Source organism: Bartonella massiliensis (genome assembly GCF_902150025.1).
Lineage (GTDB): Bacteria > Pseudomonadota > Alphaproteobacteria > Rhizobiales > Rhizobiaceae > Bartonella > Bartonella massiliensis.
In genome coordinates, this window is record NZ_CABFVS010000041.1 from 1 (window position 1) to 15,635 (window position 15,635).

At 39.0% G+C, this 15,635-nt stretch carries 12 protein-coding genes and 1 pseudogene; 4 read left to right on the top strand and 9 right to left on the bottom strand.

Annotated elements, in window-relative coordinates; translation table 11 throughout:
- Positions 1-1,030: 1,030 nt before the first annotated feature.
- From FNZ60_RS09780 to FNZ60_RS08485, 3 genes are all read right to left on the bottom strand, one after another.
- On the bottom strand, positions 1,031-1,204 hold the full coding sequence (locus tag FNZ60_RS09780; protein ID WP_185913550.1) for a hypothetical protein: 174 nt from the start codon (positions 1,202-1,204) through the stop codon (positions 1,031-1,033).
- A 551-nt stretch (positions 1,205-1,755) separates the two neighbouring features.
- The gene (locus FNZ60_RS10300) at positions 1,756-2,358 is read right to left on the bottom strand and encodes an MFS transporter (protein WP_246054765.1); all 603 of its coding nucleotides are present in this window, start codon (positions 2,356-2,358) and stop codon (positions 1,756-1,758) included.
- The gene (locus FNZ60_RS08485) at positions 2,345-2,593 is read right to left on the bottom strand and encodes a hypothetical protein (RefSeq protein WP_142417154.1); all 249 of its coding nucleotides are present in this window, start codon (positions 2,591-2,593) and stop codon (positions 2,345-2,347) included. Before FNZ60_RS08485 ends, FNZ60_RS10300 begins: the two co-directional genes overlap by 14 nt.
- Positions 2,594-2,863: 270 nt before the next feature.
- On the opposite strand from FNZ60_RS08485, the pseudogene FNZ60_RS08490 reads away from it, so the two are divergent.
- Positions 2,864-3,112 (top strand): annotated as a pseudogene (locus FNZ60_RS08490) (Arm DNA-binding domain-containing protein); the annotation flags it as partial.
- Here the strand turns inward: FNZ60_RS08490 and FNZ60_RS08495 are convergent.
- The 6 genes from FNZ60_RS08495 to FNZ60_RS08520 all read right to left on the bottom strand — a co-directional run bounded on the left by FNZ60_RS08495 (position 3,108) and on the right by FNZ60_RS08520 (position 9,830).
- Positions 3,108-3,413 carry a hypothetical protein gene (locus FNZ60_RS08495; protein ID WP_210243984.1) on the bottom strand — a complete coding sequence of 102 codons (306 nt, stop codon included), beginning with the start codon at positions 3,411-3,413 and terminating at the stop codon, positions 3,108-3,110. The pseudogene FNZ60_RS08490 and the gene FNZ60_RS08495 overlap by 5 nt on opposite strands.
- 201 nt (positions 3,414-3,614) lie before the next feature.
- A complete protein-coding gene (locus FNZ60_RS08500; RefSeq protein WP_142417156.1) occupies positions 3,615-4,856 on the bottom strand; it encodes a DUF2087 domain-containing protein in 1,242 nt (413 codons plus the stop codon).
- Positions 4,857-4,866: 10 nt separating this feature from the next.
- Positions 4,867-5,541: a hypothetical protein gene (locus tag FNZ60_RS08505; protein ID WP_142417157.1), complete on the bottom strand. Its 675-nt coding sequence runs from the start codon at positions 5,539-5,541 to the stop codon at positions 4,867-4,869.
- Positions 5,542-5,747: 206 nt separating this feature from the next.
- Complete coding sequence (locus tag FNZ60_RS08510; RefSeq protein WP_142417158.1) at positions 5,748-6,941, bottom strand: MFS transporter; 1,194 nt, start codon at positions 6,939-6,941, stop codon at positions 5,748-5,750.
- Positions 6,938-8,128, bottom strand: coding sequence for a hypothetical protein (locus FNZ60_RS08515; protein ID WP_142417159.1), 1,191 nt, complete (start codon positions 8,126-8,128; stop codon positions 6,938-6,940). Before FNZ60_RS08515 ends, FNZ60_RS08510 begins: the two co-directional genes overlap by 4 nt.
- A gap of 613 nt (positions 8,129-8,741) precedes the next feature.
- On the bottom strand, positions 8,742-9,830 hold the full coding sequence (locus tag FNZ60_RS08520) for a TIGR04086 family membrane protein (protein ID WP_142417160.1): 1,089 nt from the start codon (positions 9,828-9,830) through the stop codon (positions 8,742-8,744).
- A 990-nt stretch (positions 9,831-10,820) separates the two neighbouring features.
- Between FNZ60_RS08520 and FNZ60_RS08525 the strand changes: the two genes are divergently transcribed.
- The 3 genes from FNZ60_RS08525 to FNZ60_RS08535 all read left to right on the top strand — a co-directional run bounded on the left by FNZ60_RS08525 (position 10,821) and on the right by FNZ60_RS08535 (position 15,179).
- Positions 10,821-12,017: a multidrug effflux MFS transporter gene (locus tag FNZ60_RS08525; protein ID WP_142417161.1), complete on the top strand. Its 1,197-nt coding sequence runs from the start codon at positions 10,821-10,823 to the stop codon at positions 12,015-12,017.
- 265 nt (positions 12,018-12,282) lie between these two features.
- Positions 12,283-13,014 (top strand): alpha/beta fold hydrolase, encoded by a 732-nt coding sequence (locus FNZ60_RS08530; RefSeq protein WP_142417162.1) that lies wholly within the window; start codon positions 12,283-12,285, stop codon positions 13,012-13,014.
- Positions 13,011-15,179, top strand: a complete 2,169-nt coding sequence (locus tag FNZ60_RS08535; protein ID WP_142417163.1) for an isocitrate/isopropylmalate family dehydrogenase — start codon at positions 13,011-13,013, stop codon at positions 15,177-15,179. The genes FNZ60_RS08530 and FNZ60_RS08535 overlap by 4 nt, the downstream gene beginning before the upstream one ends.
- Positions 15,180-15,635: the final 456 nt, after the last annotated feature.

Sequence of the window (15,635 nt, forward strand, 5' to 3'; positions counted from 1 at the left end):
AAAAAGCACTTTAAAAATTGTTTTTTTTCTATTCAAAAGGCTTTTACGATAAGGACTTGCTGTGTTAGGGGCAAGGAAAAAACGCGTGAGATTCCAGTCATAATCAAGAACTTATTTATGAAGTTGTAATCTTAGATTATTTAATTTCCACTAAATCACTATCAGGCACCATAGGGTATTGAGAAGTTTGAACAAACGATTTTATTTTTGCAGAGCTTGAAGATTGAATAAATTGGGCTTTACTCATAAAACAAACATGGAAAAATTGTGATTTATTAATAATATCTTTTATCAGATAAGACGATGAGAGCGATGATAAAAGGGCATTTCTTTCAAGACTGTGACGTGAATCAATAAACAATAAAACGCCAACACCGTTCTCATGTTGATTGACTATAATGAGTTGAATATCTGTAGTCGAAAGAGTGCAGCCTTGAAGATTGAAGACATTGATAAAATTGTGAATAGAAATTGAAGTTCCCATAATATTATAGAAGGTTGGTGTTCTTCCTTTAAGGTGTAAGGTATGTCCATGATAACCACAATTACATGATTGATCATAGACAATATGAACAACATCACCTGTGGTGTGCTCAAGTAATGGTGCATCTTCAGGATAAAAAACAGAGACGACTCATTCGTTATTTGTAGGATTTGACTTTGCTTGAATGTGCTCGTAAAGATGATAAATATTACCATCGATCTGAGAACATTGAAAACCTATGGGACCTGTTTCTTGAGTGGTAAAGCTAAGAGGCTTAATACATAGTTCAGGGATGATGTTTTTTATTTTGAATAGAGATTCAGGTTGAAAGATTTCTCCAAGGTAGAATAAGTTTTTTAGAGATTTTAATTTTTTCTCTCGAGATACGATAATAAGTTTATCTGCAAAACTAGGAAGGCATATTATGGTATCGATAGAAAATTTTTCGATAGCTAAACTTAAAGTTTCAAGATTAACCATAGAAGTAAATGGATAATATGTAACTTTGAGAAGACGGCAGATTTCATGGGCAAATAAAAATCTGCCTCATAATCCTCCAGCTGTGAGGCAATTGGCAACAGATTTTACAGAGAAATCCTTAAAGATAGTTTCGAGTTTTTTTGCAGCAGTGTGTGTTACAAACTCATAATTAACCCACTTATGCTGAAGTGTTGTGGGTATTCTTGTTGTACCACCGGTAGCAAAAATGATATACGACATTGAAGTTCCTTATTTTTTCGTTTGTATGAGGCAAAGGCAAGAAGCAAAGGAGGATGCAGTAATAATCATGCAAAAAATAAAAGCGATATAATTGTTGAAATGGCTAATGATCCCTCCACTTGTCCATGAGCCTGCCGCTTGACCAATATTTGAAATAACAAGGATATAACTGAAAAGAACACTGGCAGAGAGGGATGTGATTGTTTTGTTTACTTGATAGTATATCTCTGGAATCATAACAGATTCATAGATACTGTAGGAAATTAACGCAGTTACAGCGGTAAAGGTGCCACCCATGAGGAAAAGTGAAGCAAAACTTCCCATAAGCCATAGCAGGTAGAAAGTTGCTTTATCGGAAAGGGTGAGATGTTTATTGATTATTCCTTGCCAGATACAAATACTGATCCCAACAAAATTCCGCTATAAGGAGCCAAATTGCTGTCAAATTTACTGAGAAGTGTTGTGGTGATGATAAAAATTCCCATGATAAACGTGCAAAGAAAAGCTGTGTCCAGTAAATAAACAATAGCATGATAACGCATGATTTCTTTTCAAGAAGAAAGAAGAGAGGCATTTGTTTTTTTATTCTTTGCAGGAGAGAATTTTTTATGAGGGTAATTGTAAACAATTTTGATGGATACAAAATAAAGATACAAACCAATGATTGCGAAAAATGCCATTAAAAAAGCAGATGCGTTACATTTTATAGCTATCGTTGCGACAAGAGGGGCTATAACGACGACAGCGTTTTGAAAAAAAGAATAAAGGGTTAATGCGCGTTTAAGAGTGCTTCCATCGAGATGTTCTGATAAAATTTCTCTTAAAAATGGCTTTGAAATTGCTTTTGAAAACGCTGTTAAGGTGAAAAAGGCCAGCCATGCAGAAGGTGTGGTTGACAAGATAACGCATAGGAAAGCGCTACTCCTTAAAATAAAAGCGATAGCCATGAAAAGTTTACGCGAAAATCTCTCCAAGAAACCTGTTGTGGTTACCATGAGAATGCTTTCAAGGATTACGGATCTAGCGAGATAAAACGCAACATTTGCAGCAGTTAAAAAAGAAGAGTTTCCAAGGATAGGCAAAACAAAGAAATAGGAAAATTCAGAAAGAAAAACGGTGCTATAGATGAAAAAAGTAATTTTATTTTTGCTCATGAAATTTCCATAGAAGTGCCGTTAAATGATCAAAGATATTTTGTTGTATCTCTTGAGGAAATTTTATTAGCTCTGTTTTTGCTGTACACATTTCGTTGAAATAGTATCCTTCCTGATTTACCAGACAGTTCACTGCAAGGATATTGTTTTTTTCTACGCTGTTTTGAGAACTATCGAGCATTTCAGGATAGAATTTTTCCTTGCCATATGCGCTTATAAAAGTTTCTTTAGTCAAGAATCGTATTTTTGCTCACCGTGTGCACCATTTTGCCAATAGTGCTGTCTCTTTGAGCTGTATGAAATTTCATAAAACAGAGTTTTCCTAATTAGATAAAACATTGATTTATAATGATAATCTAGCGTTATTCATATTGAATGAGAACCCCGAATAACGTAAGATTCTCTCATTTCAAATCTCTTTATTTTGAATCAATCAAAACCACTCATTTGCATATAACAAGTGGGATGAATGTGTGGATAAAATTTATATAAGAAAGGACTAAAAATGGCTCTTATGAACCGTCTTAATGCAAGGTCTGTCGCAACATTGGGGGCTGGTAAATATAATGATGGTGCTGGCTTGTTACTTCATAAGCGTAAAGATGGAGGTGCTCAATGGATTTATCGTTACACCATTCACGGGCGGCGCCGTGAAATGGGCTTGGGGGCTTTAAGAGATGTCTCTTTAAAACAAGCGCGTGAATTGGCAACGGGGTGGCGTTCTGTTTTACGTGAAGGTCGTGACCCCATTAAATACGACGGAAGAGAAATCGAGAAAAATGGTGTTTAATTTTTAACGCAAGCTTATCGAATAATATGCATTTTGCACGTGTTCGTGCGGCGGCATGTTGTACAGCAAATCTCTCTACGGAAGATTTCACAGTATCCCTTAATGCTGGATGACATTCTAACCCTAGATAGGAACATGACATACAGTCAATATAAGTTTTCCCTGATTGAGCAACAATACTGCGCCCTGATGTTTGCACAACAACTGTGAGATCATTAAGACTTTGAACGCCTATCTCCCCTTGATGGTTTTGACTACATTTCATTCTTTTTGTAACCAATTGATATCCCGCATTTTTACTTCTCCTCATAAAGCGCTTACAAAGAGGAGGGACGCATTTCTATAGATTGTCAATCTATGAATTGGATGAGTGATGTGTTTTATGTTTTTTTAGTGAGGAGGTATTCATTTTCTTGAAATAGAGAAGAAGAACGGTAGAGTTTGCTCATCATTTTTCAATGCTCTTTTAGCGTATGCGCTGATATTTGCCCCCATGGCGTTGTAAAAATCCTCTCTCAACGAGGGTGCGTCGTAATCGGGCAAAATCTATCGTGAAGAGGTTGCATATCTTAGAGACTTCTGTTTCGCTATAGATTTTATCCCTTTGAAAGGCTTGGGCAATTTTGGGCAGCATCTCTTCTGTTTCTAAATGGCGGTCGCTTAAATTTTCCCTCTCCCGCTCATGTTTATTTTCTAGCATTTTCCAGAGCGTCTCTTCTGCTTGAAATCCTGCTGTTGTGTTTTGAATAAGACCAAGATTCAAAAGACGATTGATCGATTTGTGAATGGTTTTTGCATCATAATCGATATGTTTTAGGATATCAGAAAGATTTTTCGCACCAAGGATAATGGCGGCGTAAACAGCGCGCAGTGTTGGTGAGGTCATGGCAGAAATCACTGAATTGCGGGTATATCGTTTTTGAAGGCTTTCTTTTCCCATGGGTAAAAGATCATTGCGAAGAGGGTGCTCGTTGATTTCGATGAGTTCTGCTTGGAGCGATTGTGTGCGGAAAATTTGCTCAGCAGGGGTGCATTTGCGAATAATCCCCAGACCACTTTGACGATATTTGTGGTTTTCAGGCAGTGTTAAAGCCTCATAGGTTCCATCAAGTCGGTAGAGAATTTCTTCCCACAAAGGAGTTCTCACACGGCGCACCCGCTGTTCTCCATCGAGAGCAACGGTTGTTGTCATGGTTGGTTCATGCAGACAGAGATAACCACCAGCGGTGATATGTTCCCAAAGTGTGGTAACAAATCGCACATCATCTGCGGGTGTTCCAGCATCAAGCCAAGCAAAATCTATGGGGCCCCAAGATTTAAGCGTTTCATCATCAAGAGAGAAGAAATTCTCATGGATAAATGTTACGGTGTCTTTTTCAATGTTGTCGTCTTTAAGCAGTTTTTGCCATGCTTCTTCAGCTGATTGACCTTCTGCTGAAAAATCATCAATGGTGATCAATTGTGGTTGATAATTTTCAAGGATGCCTGAAGGGTCAAGCAAAGCTGTACGTTCTTCCCAAGTGGAGGATTCTAAAAGTTTTTTATCCTGTTGCCATGCTTGTTTTGCTTTTTGCAGTGCTTTAGCAATAAAGCGTGTGCTATCCCCCGCACCGATTTCAAGAACGGTGCGCGGTCTTGCCATTTGAATGAGCGTATCAAGAATCTCAATACTGTTTTCTGTTCCCATACCCGGTCTTATCAGAGACATTTTTTTCTCCTTATCCTTTTACCAAGCGCAGCATTCCTGCTTTGACAAAAAATGTTGTTGTTGGTTCTATGGGGTGTTGGAGATCTATTGCTGTTGTGGCTTTTTGCAAGAGAGGTTTGGTTTTGGCATTGAGCCGGATTGTGCGCCCGTTGAGTTGATTAATGGCAAGAGTACCAAGAGGAGAATTGACAATACGACATGTTGGTTCTCGTACAAGAGCTGTTGCATGATCTGATGAAAAGGCTTGTTGGTCTGTTTGAATGAGACCGTGTCGCAATAGGGATATCAAAAGATTGTCCCCGTCAAAAAGGCAACCATTGAATTTGATTTCTTTCAAGGTTTGAACGGAACAGCCATCATGAAGCGCTGTAAATGTCCGCAAATCAAATCCACCAAAAGCTTTGTTTTTGGTAGAAACAACGGTGATAGGCTGTATTTGGCGTTTGCCAATGAGTGCTGGTTTATTTTTTATAATCTGTATATCCTTTGCCCATTGAACGTGTGCGAGGGGGGCTAATTTGCGTGGGTAGACGGCAAAAGAATGGATGGCTATGGGCGGTGTGGTTTTTTGTAAGGCAAGGGTGTGGATATTTTCATTTAAGTCATGTTGCATGGTATCTGCTAGTTGCCATACATAACCACCTGTTCCATGGTAAAAATTTAAGCCTATAGGATCTTGTTGCATGATGTTATTGTTTTTTCGCTTTAAAATATCAAGTTTTTGAAAAGGGTTGTTTTTTGCTCCACAGGCAGTGGTTTATCAAAGTCTTATATTAGTTGTTCTGGGGTTGCATGGGAGAAGACAATAATGTGATTGGAATTTTATTGAGATGTGATGTTCATGTCCTTTTTTTAGCAAGGTTTGCTTGAGGGGAAAGATGGCAAAGTTTGTTAGGCATTATTCCATTGTTTTTTTTGCAGAGCGCTGTTTATGATACAGCCTAATATGCCGGTGATCATGGTGGCGATGCCGATGATAAGGAGTGTGTATTGGGTATGGTGCACATGGACAAAACCTGCACTGATAAAACCAATGCATACGGCTGTTTGTATGATGAAGATATAGGCGGGCATTTGGTTGTTTCGTTGTTCTTTTGGAATAGCTTTCATCATAAAACTTGCCATGAGGGCATTTTGCACACCGTTGGCGCACCCAAGGATAAAAAAGGACAGCATCATCAGCCATATAAACGGTGTTAAGGAAAAACAGAAAATCGACAAGCCAATGGTTGCGGCAGCTAGTGATGCACCGGCAGCATTGCCAAGGCGGTGAAAAAGGCTGGAAAAGCAGAGTGGACCGACCACAAGACCAAGACTTAACATGCTTGTGATTATTCCATAGGTTTGTGCACTAAACTGTAGCTCGGTGCGGATGCGGACAATCGACAACACATTGAGAGCCGAAGTGAGGATGATGGTGATAATGAGGGGGGAAAGAGCATAGACAACATTTTTTTTACGCAAGAGCCCTGTTAAATCTAGTCCCTTTTTGGTCTGTTGTTTTGGAGGTATTGTTGGCGCAGGTGTTTTTAAACTTTTAAAACAGACTATGGTGATCAAGGCTGCACAGAAAACCATGATGGATAGTGCAAAGAGCCCTTTTTGTCCGTTTGATAGACCATACAATGCACCCCCCAACAGAGGTCCGGCAATATAGCCAAGATTACGAATTGTTTGGATAAGGCGATTGATGCGGTCTAATTGCTGATCATTTTTTGCCAATTCAGGTACCGCAACAAGGATAGCAGACCAAAAGAGTGAACCCGCACAGCCTAGTGCAAAAGAAAGGGCAATATAAGCCCAAAACTGGTTAGCGATTGCGGCTGTGGCTATGAAAAGTGCTTCAAACAATAAAACAACCGTGATCGTGTGTGCTGACTGAAAGCGATGCAAAAGGCGAGGGGCAATGGGGCCTGCACAAATTCCTCCGATAAGCCCTGCAAAAAGCAGCATGGAAATGGAGGCTGTACTTTCTGCCAAGTGTAAAGCAAAGGTCACCTGAGCCGTTTCATCGGCAAAGCTGCTAAACCCCAAAATGAGGAAAAGTCCTATTTGGGCAAAAATCATAGATTTTTTCTTTATCACAATGCTCCCCAACATGCTAAAGCTTTTACAGCTTTTAAAATTTCTTCCTGCGCATATCTATATGGTTTATCGTTTAATTTTGCACTATCTAATTTTTTTCCTGATGAAAGTTGAGAAAGGAAGTATTCTAGATGAGAGCTATACTCAAAACAAGCGCAATGCCCATTTGCAGCGATGAGGAGTTCATTTGTTTCAGTTAAGGGTACCCATTGGAGGGTTGCAGATGCGCGAAGAGTAATTTCATTTTCAATTTCAGAGACCTTAATAAGGGGGCGACCAACACATAGACGCGAACTTGTATCGTTAATTAATTGAGAAACCAGCATATGACGTTTTAAGGTACCATTTGCGATGGCAGAGCTTAGCACAGAGTGTTGAAAAGCATTGTCAGGGTTTAAATTTGCTCTTCCTGATGTGCGGATATCATGTCGCGTTCGATCATTAAGACGAAGTAAATGCGTGACATAATTTTTATGGTGTTGTGCATCGTGTGCTGTTTCCCAAAAAGCGACATTGATATTTACAGAAACCTTTTCTCCCGTTTCGGCAACATGGAAAGCATCATGAGGGAAATAGGCAACACGATCTGTTCGATTTTGCAGCGCAATTGCTGTTGATTTATGTTCTTCATATTCAGGATATTTGAGCCCTTGAAGGTCTTTTCGTGTGTTGGGCCATGTAAACATTGTTTTACCATCCTGTAGAGTAAAACCAAAATTGTGAGCGTGATCCACATGGACGCCAACATGGGTAGAAGAATATCGGCCGATGAAGCAGTCAATATCCACACGTCCACCGGGTCTAAACCCTAAAGAATGTGCTAATTGATCTGCAAACTGTTTTGCCGTGTCCCACAGTACAGGGGTTGCAGCATATAACCCGTAATACATGACCGCCCAGTCTTTCCCTTCGGCATATTGGTCAACGCGGGCAGTATATCCTTCTATAGTTCTGTCCGTATCTAAAACAAGAAAGTTTGGAAGAGGATGTGGACTCCGCACCCCATTAACCACTGTTATGACTTCGGCTTTATGACTAAGAGCTAAGAGTTTATGAGAACGTAGAGCGTATTGCCTTAGAGCATCCAACACATCCCTTTCATTGAAAGGGATGTGTGAAGTTGACAATTCAGCCGCTTGCTTAGCCCAAACCTCTCGGGAAAAGCTCTCTGAAAATAATTCAAACATGCTCTTAAATATGCTTAATTTTTTAAAGTTGGATGTATCAATAGATCTGTATCAACGATATATTATTAAACTTTCAGCGAACCATTCATATCAAGCTCATCTTGATAAACTTGAATATCGCTACGCTGTGCATATTTAGTAGTCATCATAATTGGCATAACTTCATCATCAGCCAATTCAACAACATCTTCTACTTGATCTAAGTGAAATATTCATATATTCCTCCCCTTATAATTGATAAAAATACGCGATAGTTTAAATAAAAAACCAGCACATTCTAGCATATGGCATGGATTTATTTTTTTGTCAAATGTTATGTTGATTGAAAATATTTCTTTCTCTTTTGAAGAGATATACTGCATATAATGAAGAGTGCTCTGTATTCTTATTAAAAAGATAGATTGTTCTTTTCGAGGATTTTTGATTTGTAGGGAAGATGAGCACGCTGTATCCTCATCAGTCGTTTTCAAATTTAAACTTTTAAAGATTTTGTTTGGATATTGTAAGGCAGTGTATAGGTTGTCCTATTATATAAAAAGCTTTTCAAATCGGTGTAAAAAAAGCTGCACAGATTTGTACAGCTTTTTTGCGTTTGTTTTTAGATCTGGAAGTTTCAAAGTTTGAAAGTATCTTTACGGCTTCTGTAACCATAATAACCACAAATACTGGAAATAAAAGCGCCTATCAGACTGCCTAGAAAGCCCCACCAGCCCATCTTTGTGGCTGTGTTTGTGACTTTTGTGACGGTATTTTTGGCGTCCTTGATGGTCTCCTCAAGATTGTCAGAGAGGGTTTCAGCCCGTTCTTCAAGAACTTTTATTGCTTTTGCAGTTTTTTCCTCTGCACTTTGATAAAGTTGAACGGCACGGTTGGCGGCCGTTTGGGCATCCGCACGGCTCATCCCATCTTTTATGAGGGCATGGATGATATCGTCTTTATCAAACTTTGCTGTCAAATCTTCTACGCGATCAGAAAGGCGTTCTTCTAGATTTTTTAAGGTCGTGCGATAATGAGAAGGATCATTTTTGAAAGCGGTTATTGCAGAACCAATATCGTTGAGCGCTGTCTGATAAGATGTTTTTAAGCGTTTCGGATTAAGGGCAGGAATGTCACTTTTATTGAGAAGGGTGCGCAACTCGTTGCCAAGTTGGTCAAAATTGATGCCACTGTTGCTGTTTTTTGTTAAAAACTTTGCAAAATCCTCACTGTTTAATTTTGTAAGCAGGGGGGAAATATTGGTTTTGAAACCGTCTATGGTCTTTTCGATCATCGAGCTGTTTTCTAGGGCAGCTTTCGTCCCTATTTTTGCTGTACTTGAAACTACGTGAATGGCTTGGAGGGTCATTAGCAGTGTTATGAGAGCCCAAGTTAAGAAGCCATGAAGAGCTCCAGCGGTTTCAGCAAAACGCCCAGCCACCAAACCTCCCAAAGCAAGGCTTATCAGCATAACGATAAGAGAGCCAATGCCCATCGAAAAGAAAGAGTCTCCAAAAGGGGAGGACGAGGTGAAATCCATTTGGCTCAAACCTAAGGCTGCGACCAGAAAAGAGAGGCAGATTGAGGTGGCAAGAGCTGTCACCAGACCGGCAAAGATGGCGGACCATGAAATGGGGGGGTGAAAAAAAGGATATTCTGTCTCTAGGGATGTTTCGCCTAGAAAATTCGTATCGAAAGGTGTGTTTTCGGGAATGCGGGTTTCCATGTTTTATCTCCTTGAATATGCTGGAGATACAATGCCTTATTGTCCATTATGTTCCAAAAGTGATGGAGAGATGCCAAAAATGAATAAGAAAAACGCTTCAACATTTTATGAGAGAAAAAATATTGAAGATAGATCATTTAAAATGATCCAACTTGTGCTTGGAAAAAGGCATGTTGATTCTTATGCTGTATATTATCATCGTATCTCTCACGGGAGAGAATAATTTTGAAAAATTGAATTTTGTCGTTTATTGGTTTCTAGCTTATAAAGTGCGTGGAATATCTGCTTGCTTTGATTAAGAATATGACTGTTCTTATGTGAGGCGTGTTTTATAAAATGGAACTAGAAAGTCAGTCGTATTTCAGTGAAGAATAAATATCAACTCAGAATATTATAAGAGCTCATGGTTTAAGATCAATAAAAAGGCGTGTTGACTTTTTATTCTAGAATATCTTGGGGTGTTTGTTTTTTTGTAGAAGTGTCATTATACTCTGTGGTCTGGTAGAGCTAAACCCTTTACAATCATGGTTTGTGTTGATAGGGTCCTTTGGAGCTGTTGTTGCATTATACGCTGTGTTTATCCCATAGTGATTGGGGGGTGGAGGCGTGAGAAATTGTTTTTCTGCTTTGCGTTTTATCGATTAACCTTGATGGATAGGGTATGAAAACTTTTATGGATATTGTATGGAGGGGGAGGATTGTTGCTACGAATAGAGATTCGTGCTTTTGCTTATGATAGCAATGAAAACAGCAGCGAAAGATTACAGCAAAGTGTGTATAAAGAAGCTTATTCATAGGTGGATTATTTGCATGTGAAACATGTAGAATAGATTTTTAATTATTAAAAAATAATAGAAATTTTATTTCATAAAGTAAAATAATAACACTTTTAATTGTAATTGTTTATCTATATAAGAAAAAATATCATTATATTTGTTATTATTAACCTAATAATATTTAATCTATAAATTTAAAAGTGTGTCTTTATTTATGAATCGTAAATATACTTTACCATTTATTATACTTATTGTATGTTTATCGACTGGGGGATTGATCTCTACGGACATCTTTTTACCAGCACTGGGAGATATGCGTCAGTATTATCAAGTGACTCAATCTCAAATTCAAAATGCGGTGGCTGTTTTTTTGTTTGCATTGGCACTTGGACAGCTCATTTATGGACCGCTCAGTGATAATTTTGGACGTAAAAAAACACTTCTATTGGGCTTATTCTTATGGTTATTGACGACAATTGGTGTGATTTATACGATTCATATTCATGCTTTTCTTGTATTACGTTTTTTGCAAGGTCTTGGAGCTTGTGCGGGGCTTGTCTTAAGTCGCGCGATTATCAATGATTTATTGGATAAAAAAGCAGCAGGAAAACTTTATTTGATTGTTTTTCCTTTTATTGGGATGTCGCCAGCACTTGCACCTTTCATTGGTGGACTGTTGATACAAGCTTTTCATTGGCAGGCGACTTTTATCTTTTTAAGCTTTTTTATATTTTTGACCATTTTACTATGTTGTTTTGTGCTCACCGAAACTCTACCTCTTCAAAATCGACAGCCTTTTTCTCCGGTAGGATTTATGAAGGGATATTTAGACGTTCTCAGAAATAAACAATTTATTTTTTATGCACTTATTCCGTGTTTTTCTTACGCGGCCTATTTTGCTTATATTGTGGAATCGCCTTTTTTGCTGACGACTTTGGGTTTATCGCCGATACACATTAGTTATAGCTATATTGGTGTCTCAGTGCCCTATATTTTGGGAAATTTTTTGGCGCGATGGTTTTTTGAACGCGAGTCTATGGAAAAGACTGTGGGGAGAGGGTACATTATTTTTACTATAGGGGGGGTGCTTTTTGCTTTGCAAATGTATCTAAGCCCATGGCCCCTTGTGACAAGTTTTATGGCTATTGCTGTTCTTACTTTTGGCAATGGTTTTTTATTGCCATTAGGGACAGCGTTGGCTATTTCATCGCATCCACAAGCTGCGGGAGCTGCTTCTGGTGTTATGGGCTCTTTGCAATTAGGAAGTGCAGCGCTTAGTGCGGCGGTTATCGGAAAAATCTCTGGTCATAGTCCACGGGCTATGGCAACGTTGTTGGCAGTGTGTTGCGTCATTGGTTTTATCATTTATATCCAAAAAGCGCGTGATTTTATGCCCTCAGAAACAAGCTGAGTGAAAGCATAAAAAGAGCCTATTATGTGGAAATTTTTTTAATGTTTTCACAAATGGGCTGTTTGTTATTGAATGAATTTTTGCTATGAAGTTAGTTGATTGCGTGAATTTAAAATTTGTCATAAGTTTCGTATGAATTGGACAAATTGATTGGTATGGGGGATTTTATGGGGAAAAAGTTTCAGCATCTTGGTATGTTCATTATATTGCAGGGGAAGAGCTTTGACGCTCATGCGTGTTTTGAAACAAGGGAAGGCATTGATCCATGAGCCTTTCTATTGTTATTCTTTCTCCTGTGATGCCGATTTGGGATCGGGGTATTTTTTGTTCTCCATTGACAAAGCTATGCTTGAGAAAAGGATTTCATGTGACGCTGTTGGATACACTTTCTCTTTTTCCTAAGAGGGATCATTTTTCCAATCATTCTGCTGTTGAGATTTTATCTTTTATGACAGAAAAACTGGAAAAGTATTTGCAAAAGCCCACGGTTCTTGTAGGATTTTCTATGGCAGGAATGTTGGTGCAAATATTGGCTGCAAGGCTGCCTAATGTTCAAGCAGTACTTGCTCTTAATGCACCAGGCTATCCAGATAAGCCTTTGCAACGGCGTTTTGGAGATATTCTGGCTTGCTTAGAAAAGAATGATTTGTCGCAAGCTTTAGCAATACTCAATGATTTTATGCACCCTCGTGGCGTTATAAAAAAACGCGTTGCCTTGAAAATTCCACAAGATCAAAAAAACATGGCGATTGAACGGATGACAAGAGGATTTAAACTATTATTGGCCATGGACGCTCGAGATGAGATTGTTCAATATAAGGGCAAATTTTTAGCGTTGGTGGGGGAAAAGTCGCAACTGGCAACGGTTGATAATCAAACAAAAAGCCCCTGTGTTAATCATGAATATCGGATTATTTCTGGCGCCGCTACGCGTTTGTGGGAGGATAATCCTCTCATGACGAATGCCGTTATTAGCGAATGGATGGAGGGATTATGAAAAAGAAAGTTCTTGTGCTTCCCGGTGATGGTGTGGGACCAGAAATCTGTGAGGCGTCGTTGAAGATCTTAGAGTCATTCCAGTTGCCTATTGAATTTACTTATGGTGAGATCGGTTGGAAATGTTGGGAACAAGAAGGGGATTCTGTTCCACAAGCGACTTGGCAAAAAATAGCAGAAAGTGACGCACTTTTACTTGGTACTGTGACAGATCAAGGAAAAGAAACGGCTTTAGAAGAATTGGCACCGCATTTGAGAGAACAAAACCTTGCTTATGTTTCTCCACTCCTTCAGCTTTGCCAAAAGTTAGGTTTGTTTGCCGATATATACCCTATCAGATATATTATGGGGTCTCGACGGCCTTTTCAGTTTTGTGTTATTCACGAAATGATGGAAGGTTCTTCTTCTGAGGTCGATTTTCGGGGGATTACGCCTGAAATAGCCACTTGGTTACAACATCCCAATTTAGAAAAATATGGTCTTGAAGAAGCAGCATGGACAGTTCATTTGCAAACACGTTTTAGTTTGGAGCGGTTATTTGAATATGCTTTTTCTTATGCACGCAGACAAGGGTTTGGGCGGGTTACTTTTGCTGATAAACCCAATGATATGCGAAAAAGTGGACAATTTGCTCAGGAAATTTTTGAGAAAATCGCGCAAAACTATCCAGAAATTAAAGCTGATATTCATCATGTTGATGCGGTTGCTTTGCAGATTGCAACAAAGCCAGAACAGTTTGGGGTGATTGTTGCTGAAAACATGTTTGGCAATATTCTCTTTAATTTTGCCGCTGGTGTGATGGGCGGGTTGGGGTTTGCTTCTCGTGCAATTATGGGAAATCAGATGGCCTGTTTTAAACCTGCTCATGAAAGCACACCATGCATTGCGGGGCAGAATAAAGTAAACCTTTTTGCGATGTTTTATACGACGGCTTTACTGTTAGAGCATTTAGGCTTTTACGAGGAAGCAAAACAATTGTCTCAAAGTGTTGATCAAGTTATTCAGGCTGGAAAAACGGTTCCTTATGATTTAGGAGGCAGTGCTTCACCCCATAAAATGGCTGAAGCTGTTGGCAATTCTCTAAAAAATTCCGTTTATCGTGCGGCAATTATCACCGTTGGTGATGAACTCCTTTCAGGACAATATTTGAATACGAATTTACAAGGTTTAAGCCAAAGCTTGGAAAAGAGAAATATTCAAGTCACACGTCATTTTGTTTGTGCAGATCAATTACAGCAAATCAGTGAGATGATCGTTTCTTGTCTTGGACAAGAAGATCTTATCGTGATCAGTGGGGGATTGGGACCTACCTCTGATGATAAAACACGCGATAGTGTTGCCCAAGCTGTCAGACAACCTTTGGTGCATCATGAAGATGTTTGGCAAACCATAAAAAGTCAATTAGAGCGGTTAGGAATTGCGCCAGATAGTAATAATGCGCGTCAAGCCTTATTTCCGAAAACAGCAACAGTGCTTGATAATCCTACAGGCACAGCGCCAGGTTTCTCTCTTTCTTGTGATGAAAGTATGCTGGTTGTTTTGCCTGGTCCACCCTCACAGGCTCTTGCTCTTTTAGAGGATTATTTACAGCAAAATAAGAAGAAATATTCTTCGCTATCACGGGCAAGCTATGCTTGGACTTTGATTGGAACTGATGAAAGTACCCTTGCGCATTGGGTTGATTGTCACTTTGCCAATGCGCCCTTTGAACGCCATTTTTTATGGAAAAGCCCTTATATTTTGGTGCAACTGGTTGGTCAGTCTTCCACCCCCTTGGATCAACATTTAATCGAAGAATTTGAAAATCATTTTCGCCCCTATTTGGTTGGGGCAGAAGTGACCACGGCGTCTCAACAACTCGCAAAGTACGCAGAGGTGCATTGGTTGATCCATGATCAACATCTTTTAAAATATTTTAAACCCATAAAACAAAGTACCCAAAATGTTCCGCAGATGGAGGTTGAAGTTCGCTTATCACCTTCCATCGATATCTTAGAAAAGCAGCAGGAAAGTCTTGGACATGCAACCATAACGGTGCAGATGAAAGGCTATGGTGAGGATCATATTCTTTTTGCTTATACGCGACCGCTTTTAAGTGTCGTCTTACAAGAATATGCCGCTTGGTTAGTTTTAAAAAGAGTTTTGCCAACGCAAAAAAACAAATGATATTCTATAAAGAGGTAAAAAAATATTACTCCAATTATGGCATTTTCTGAAACATTAATCGGAACATTAAAGAGAAGGCTGTTTTGAGCTCTTATTGCATGCGACAAAATGCTCTTAACTAACCTTATAGAAGGATATCTTTTTTTGCTCATCAATTTTGTAAGTTAAGGCGTCAATCATACGAGATGCATGTTTCGTTTTTTCCTATCATTCGACAGACCATTTTGAGCAAGAAAATCGCGAGAATGTAGAAAACAAGAAAACATTGTGAAACAGAAGGTGTGCTCGTTCAAGAACCTTTAGTACTTTGGGTCAAAAATATGTAAAACTTGTTTTTGCATCATGTTGCTCTTTTATATTCTCGCGCTAAAATATATTTTCGCGCTAAACATTGTTCATAGATTATCATTCATCTGAGCTTTATGAACTCTAGGGATATGTGCGGCTTCTGTAGGG

What these genes read in the sequence shown, in the direction of transcription:
- FNZ60_RS09780 (WP_185913550.1), bottom strand. Translation starts at nt 1,204, where the DNA reads ATGTCGTATATCATTTTTGCTACCGGTGGTACAACAAGAATACCCACA.
- FNZ60_RS10300 (WP_246054765.1), bottom strand. Translation starts at nt 2,358, where the DNA reads ATGAGCAAAAATAAAATTACTTTTTTCATCTATAGCACCGTTTTTCTT.
- FNZ60_RS08495 (WP_210243984.1), bottom strand. Translation starts at nt 3,413, where the DNA reads ATGAAATGTAGTCAAAACCATCAAGGGGAGATAGGCGTTCAAAGTCTT.
- FNZ60_RS08500 (WP_142417156.1), bottom strand. Translation starts at nt 4,856, where the DNA reads ATGTCTCTGATAAGACCGGGTATGGGAACAGAAAACAGTATTGAGATT.
- FNZ60_RS08505 (WP_142417157.1), bottom strand. Translation starts at nt 5,541, where the DNA reads ATGCAACAAGATCCTATAGGCTTAAATTTTTACCATGGAACAGGTGGT.
- FNZ60_RS08515 (WP_142417159.1), bottom strand. Translation starts at nt 8,128, where the DNA reads ATGTTTGAATTATTTTCAGAGAGCTTTTCCCGAGAGGTTTGGGCTAAG.
- FNZ60_RS08520 (WP_142417160.1), bottom strand. Translation starts at nt 9,830, where the DNA reads ATGGAAACCCGCATTCCCGAAAACACACCTTTCGATACGAATTTTCTA.
- FNZ60_RS08525 (WP_142417161.1), top strand. Translation starts at nt 10,821, where the DNA reads ATGAATCGTAAATATACTTTACCATTTATTATACTTATTGTATGTTTA.
- FNZ60_RS08530 (WP_142417162.1), top strand. Translation starts at nt 12,283, where the DNA reads ATGAGCCTTTCTATTGTTATTCTTTCTCCTGTGATGCCGATTTGGGAT.
- FNZ60_RS08535 (WP_142417163.1), top strand. Translation starts at nt 13,011, where the DNA reads ATGAAAAAGAAAGTTCTTGTGCTTCCCGGTGATGGTGTGGGACCAGAA.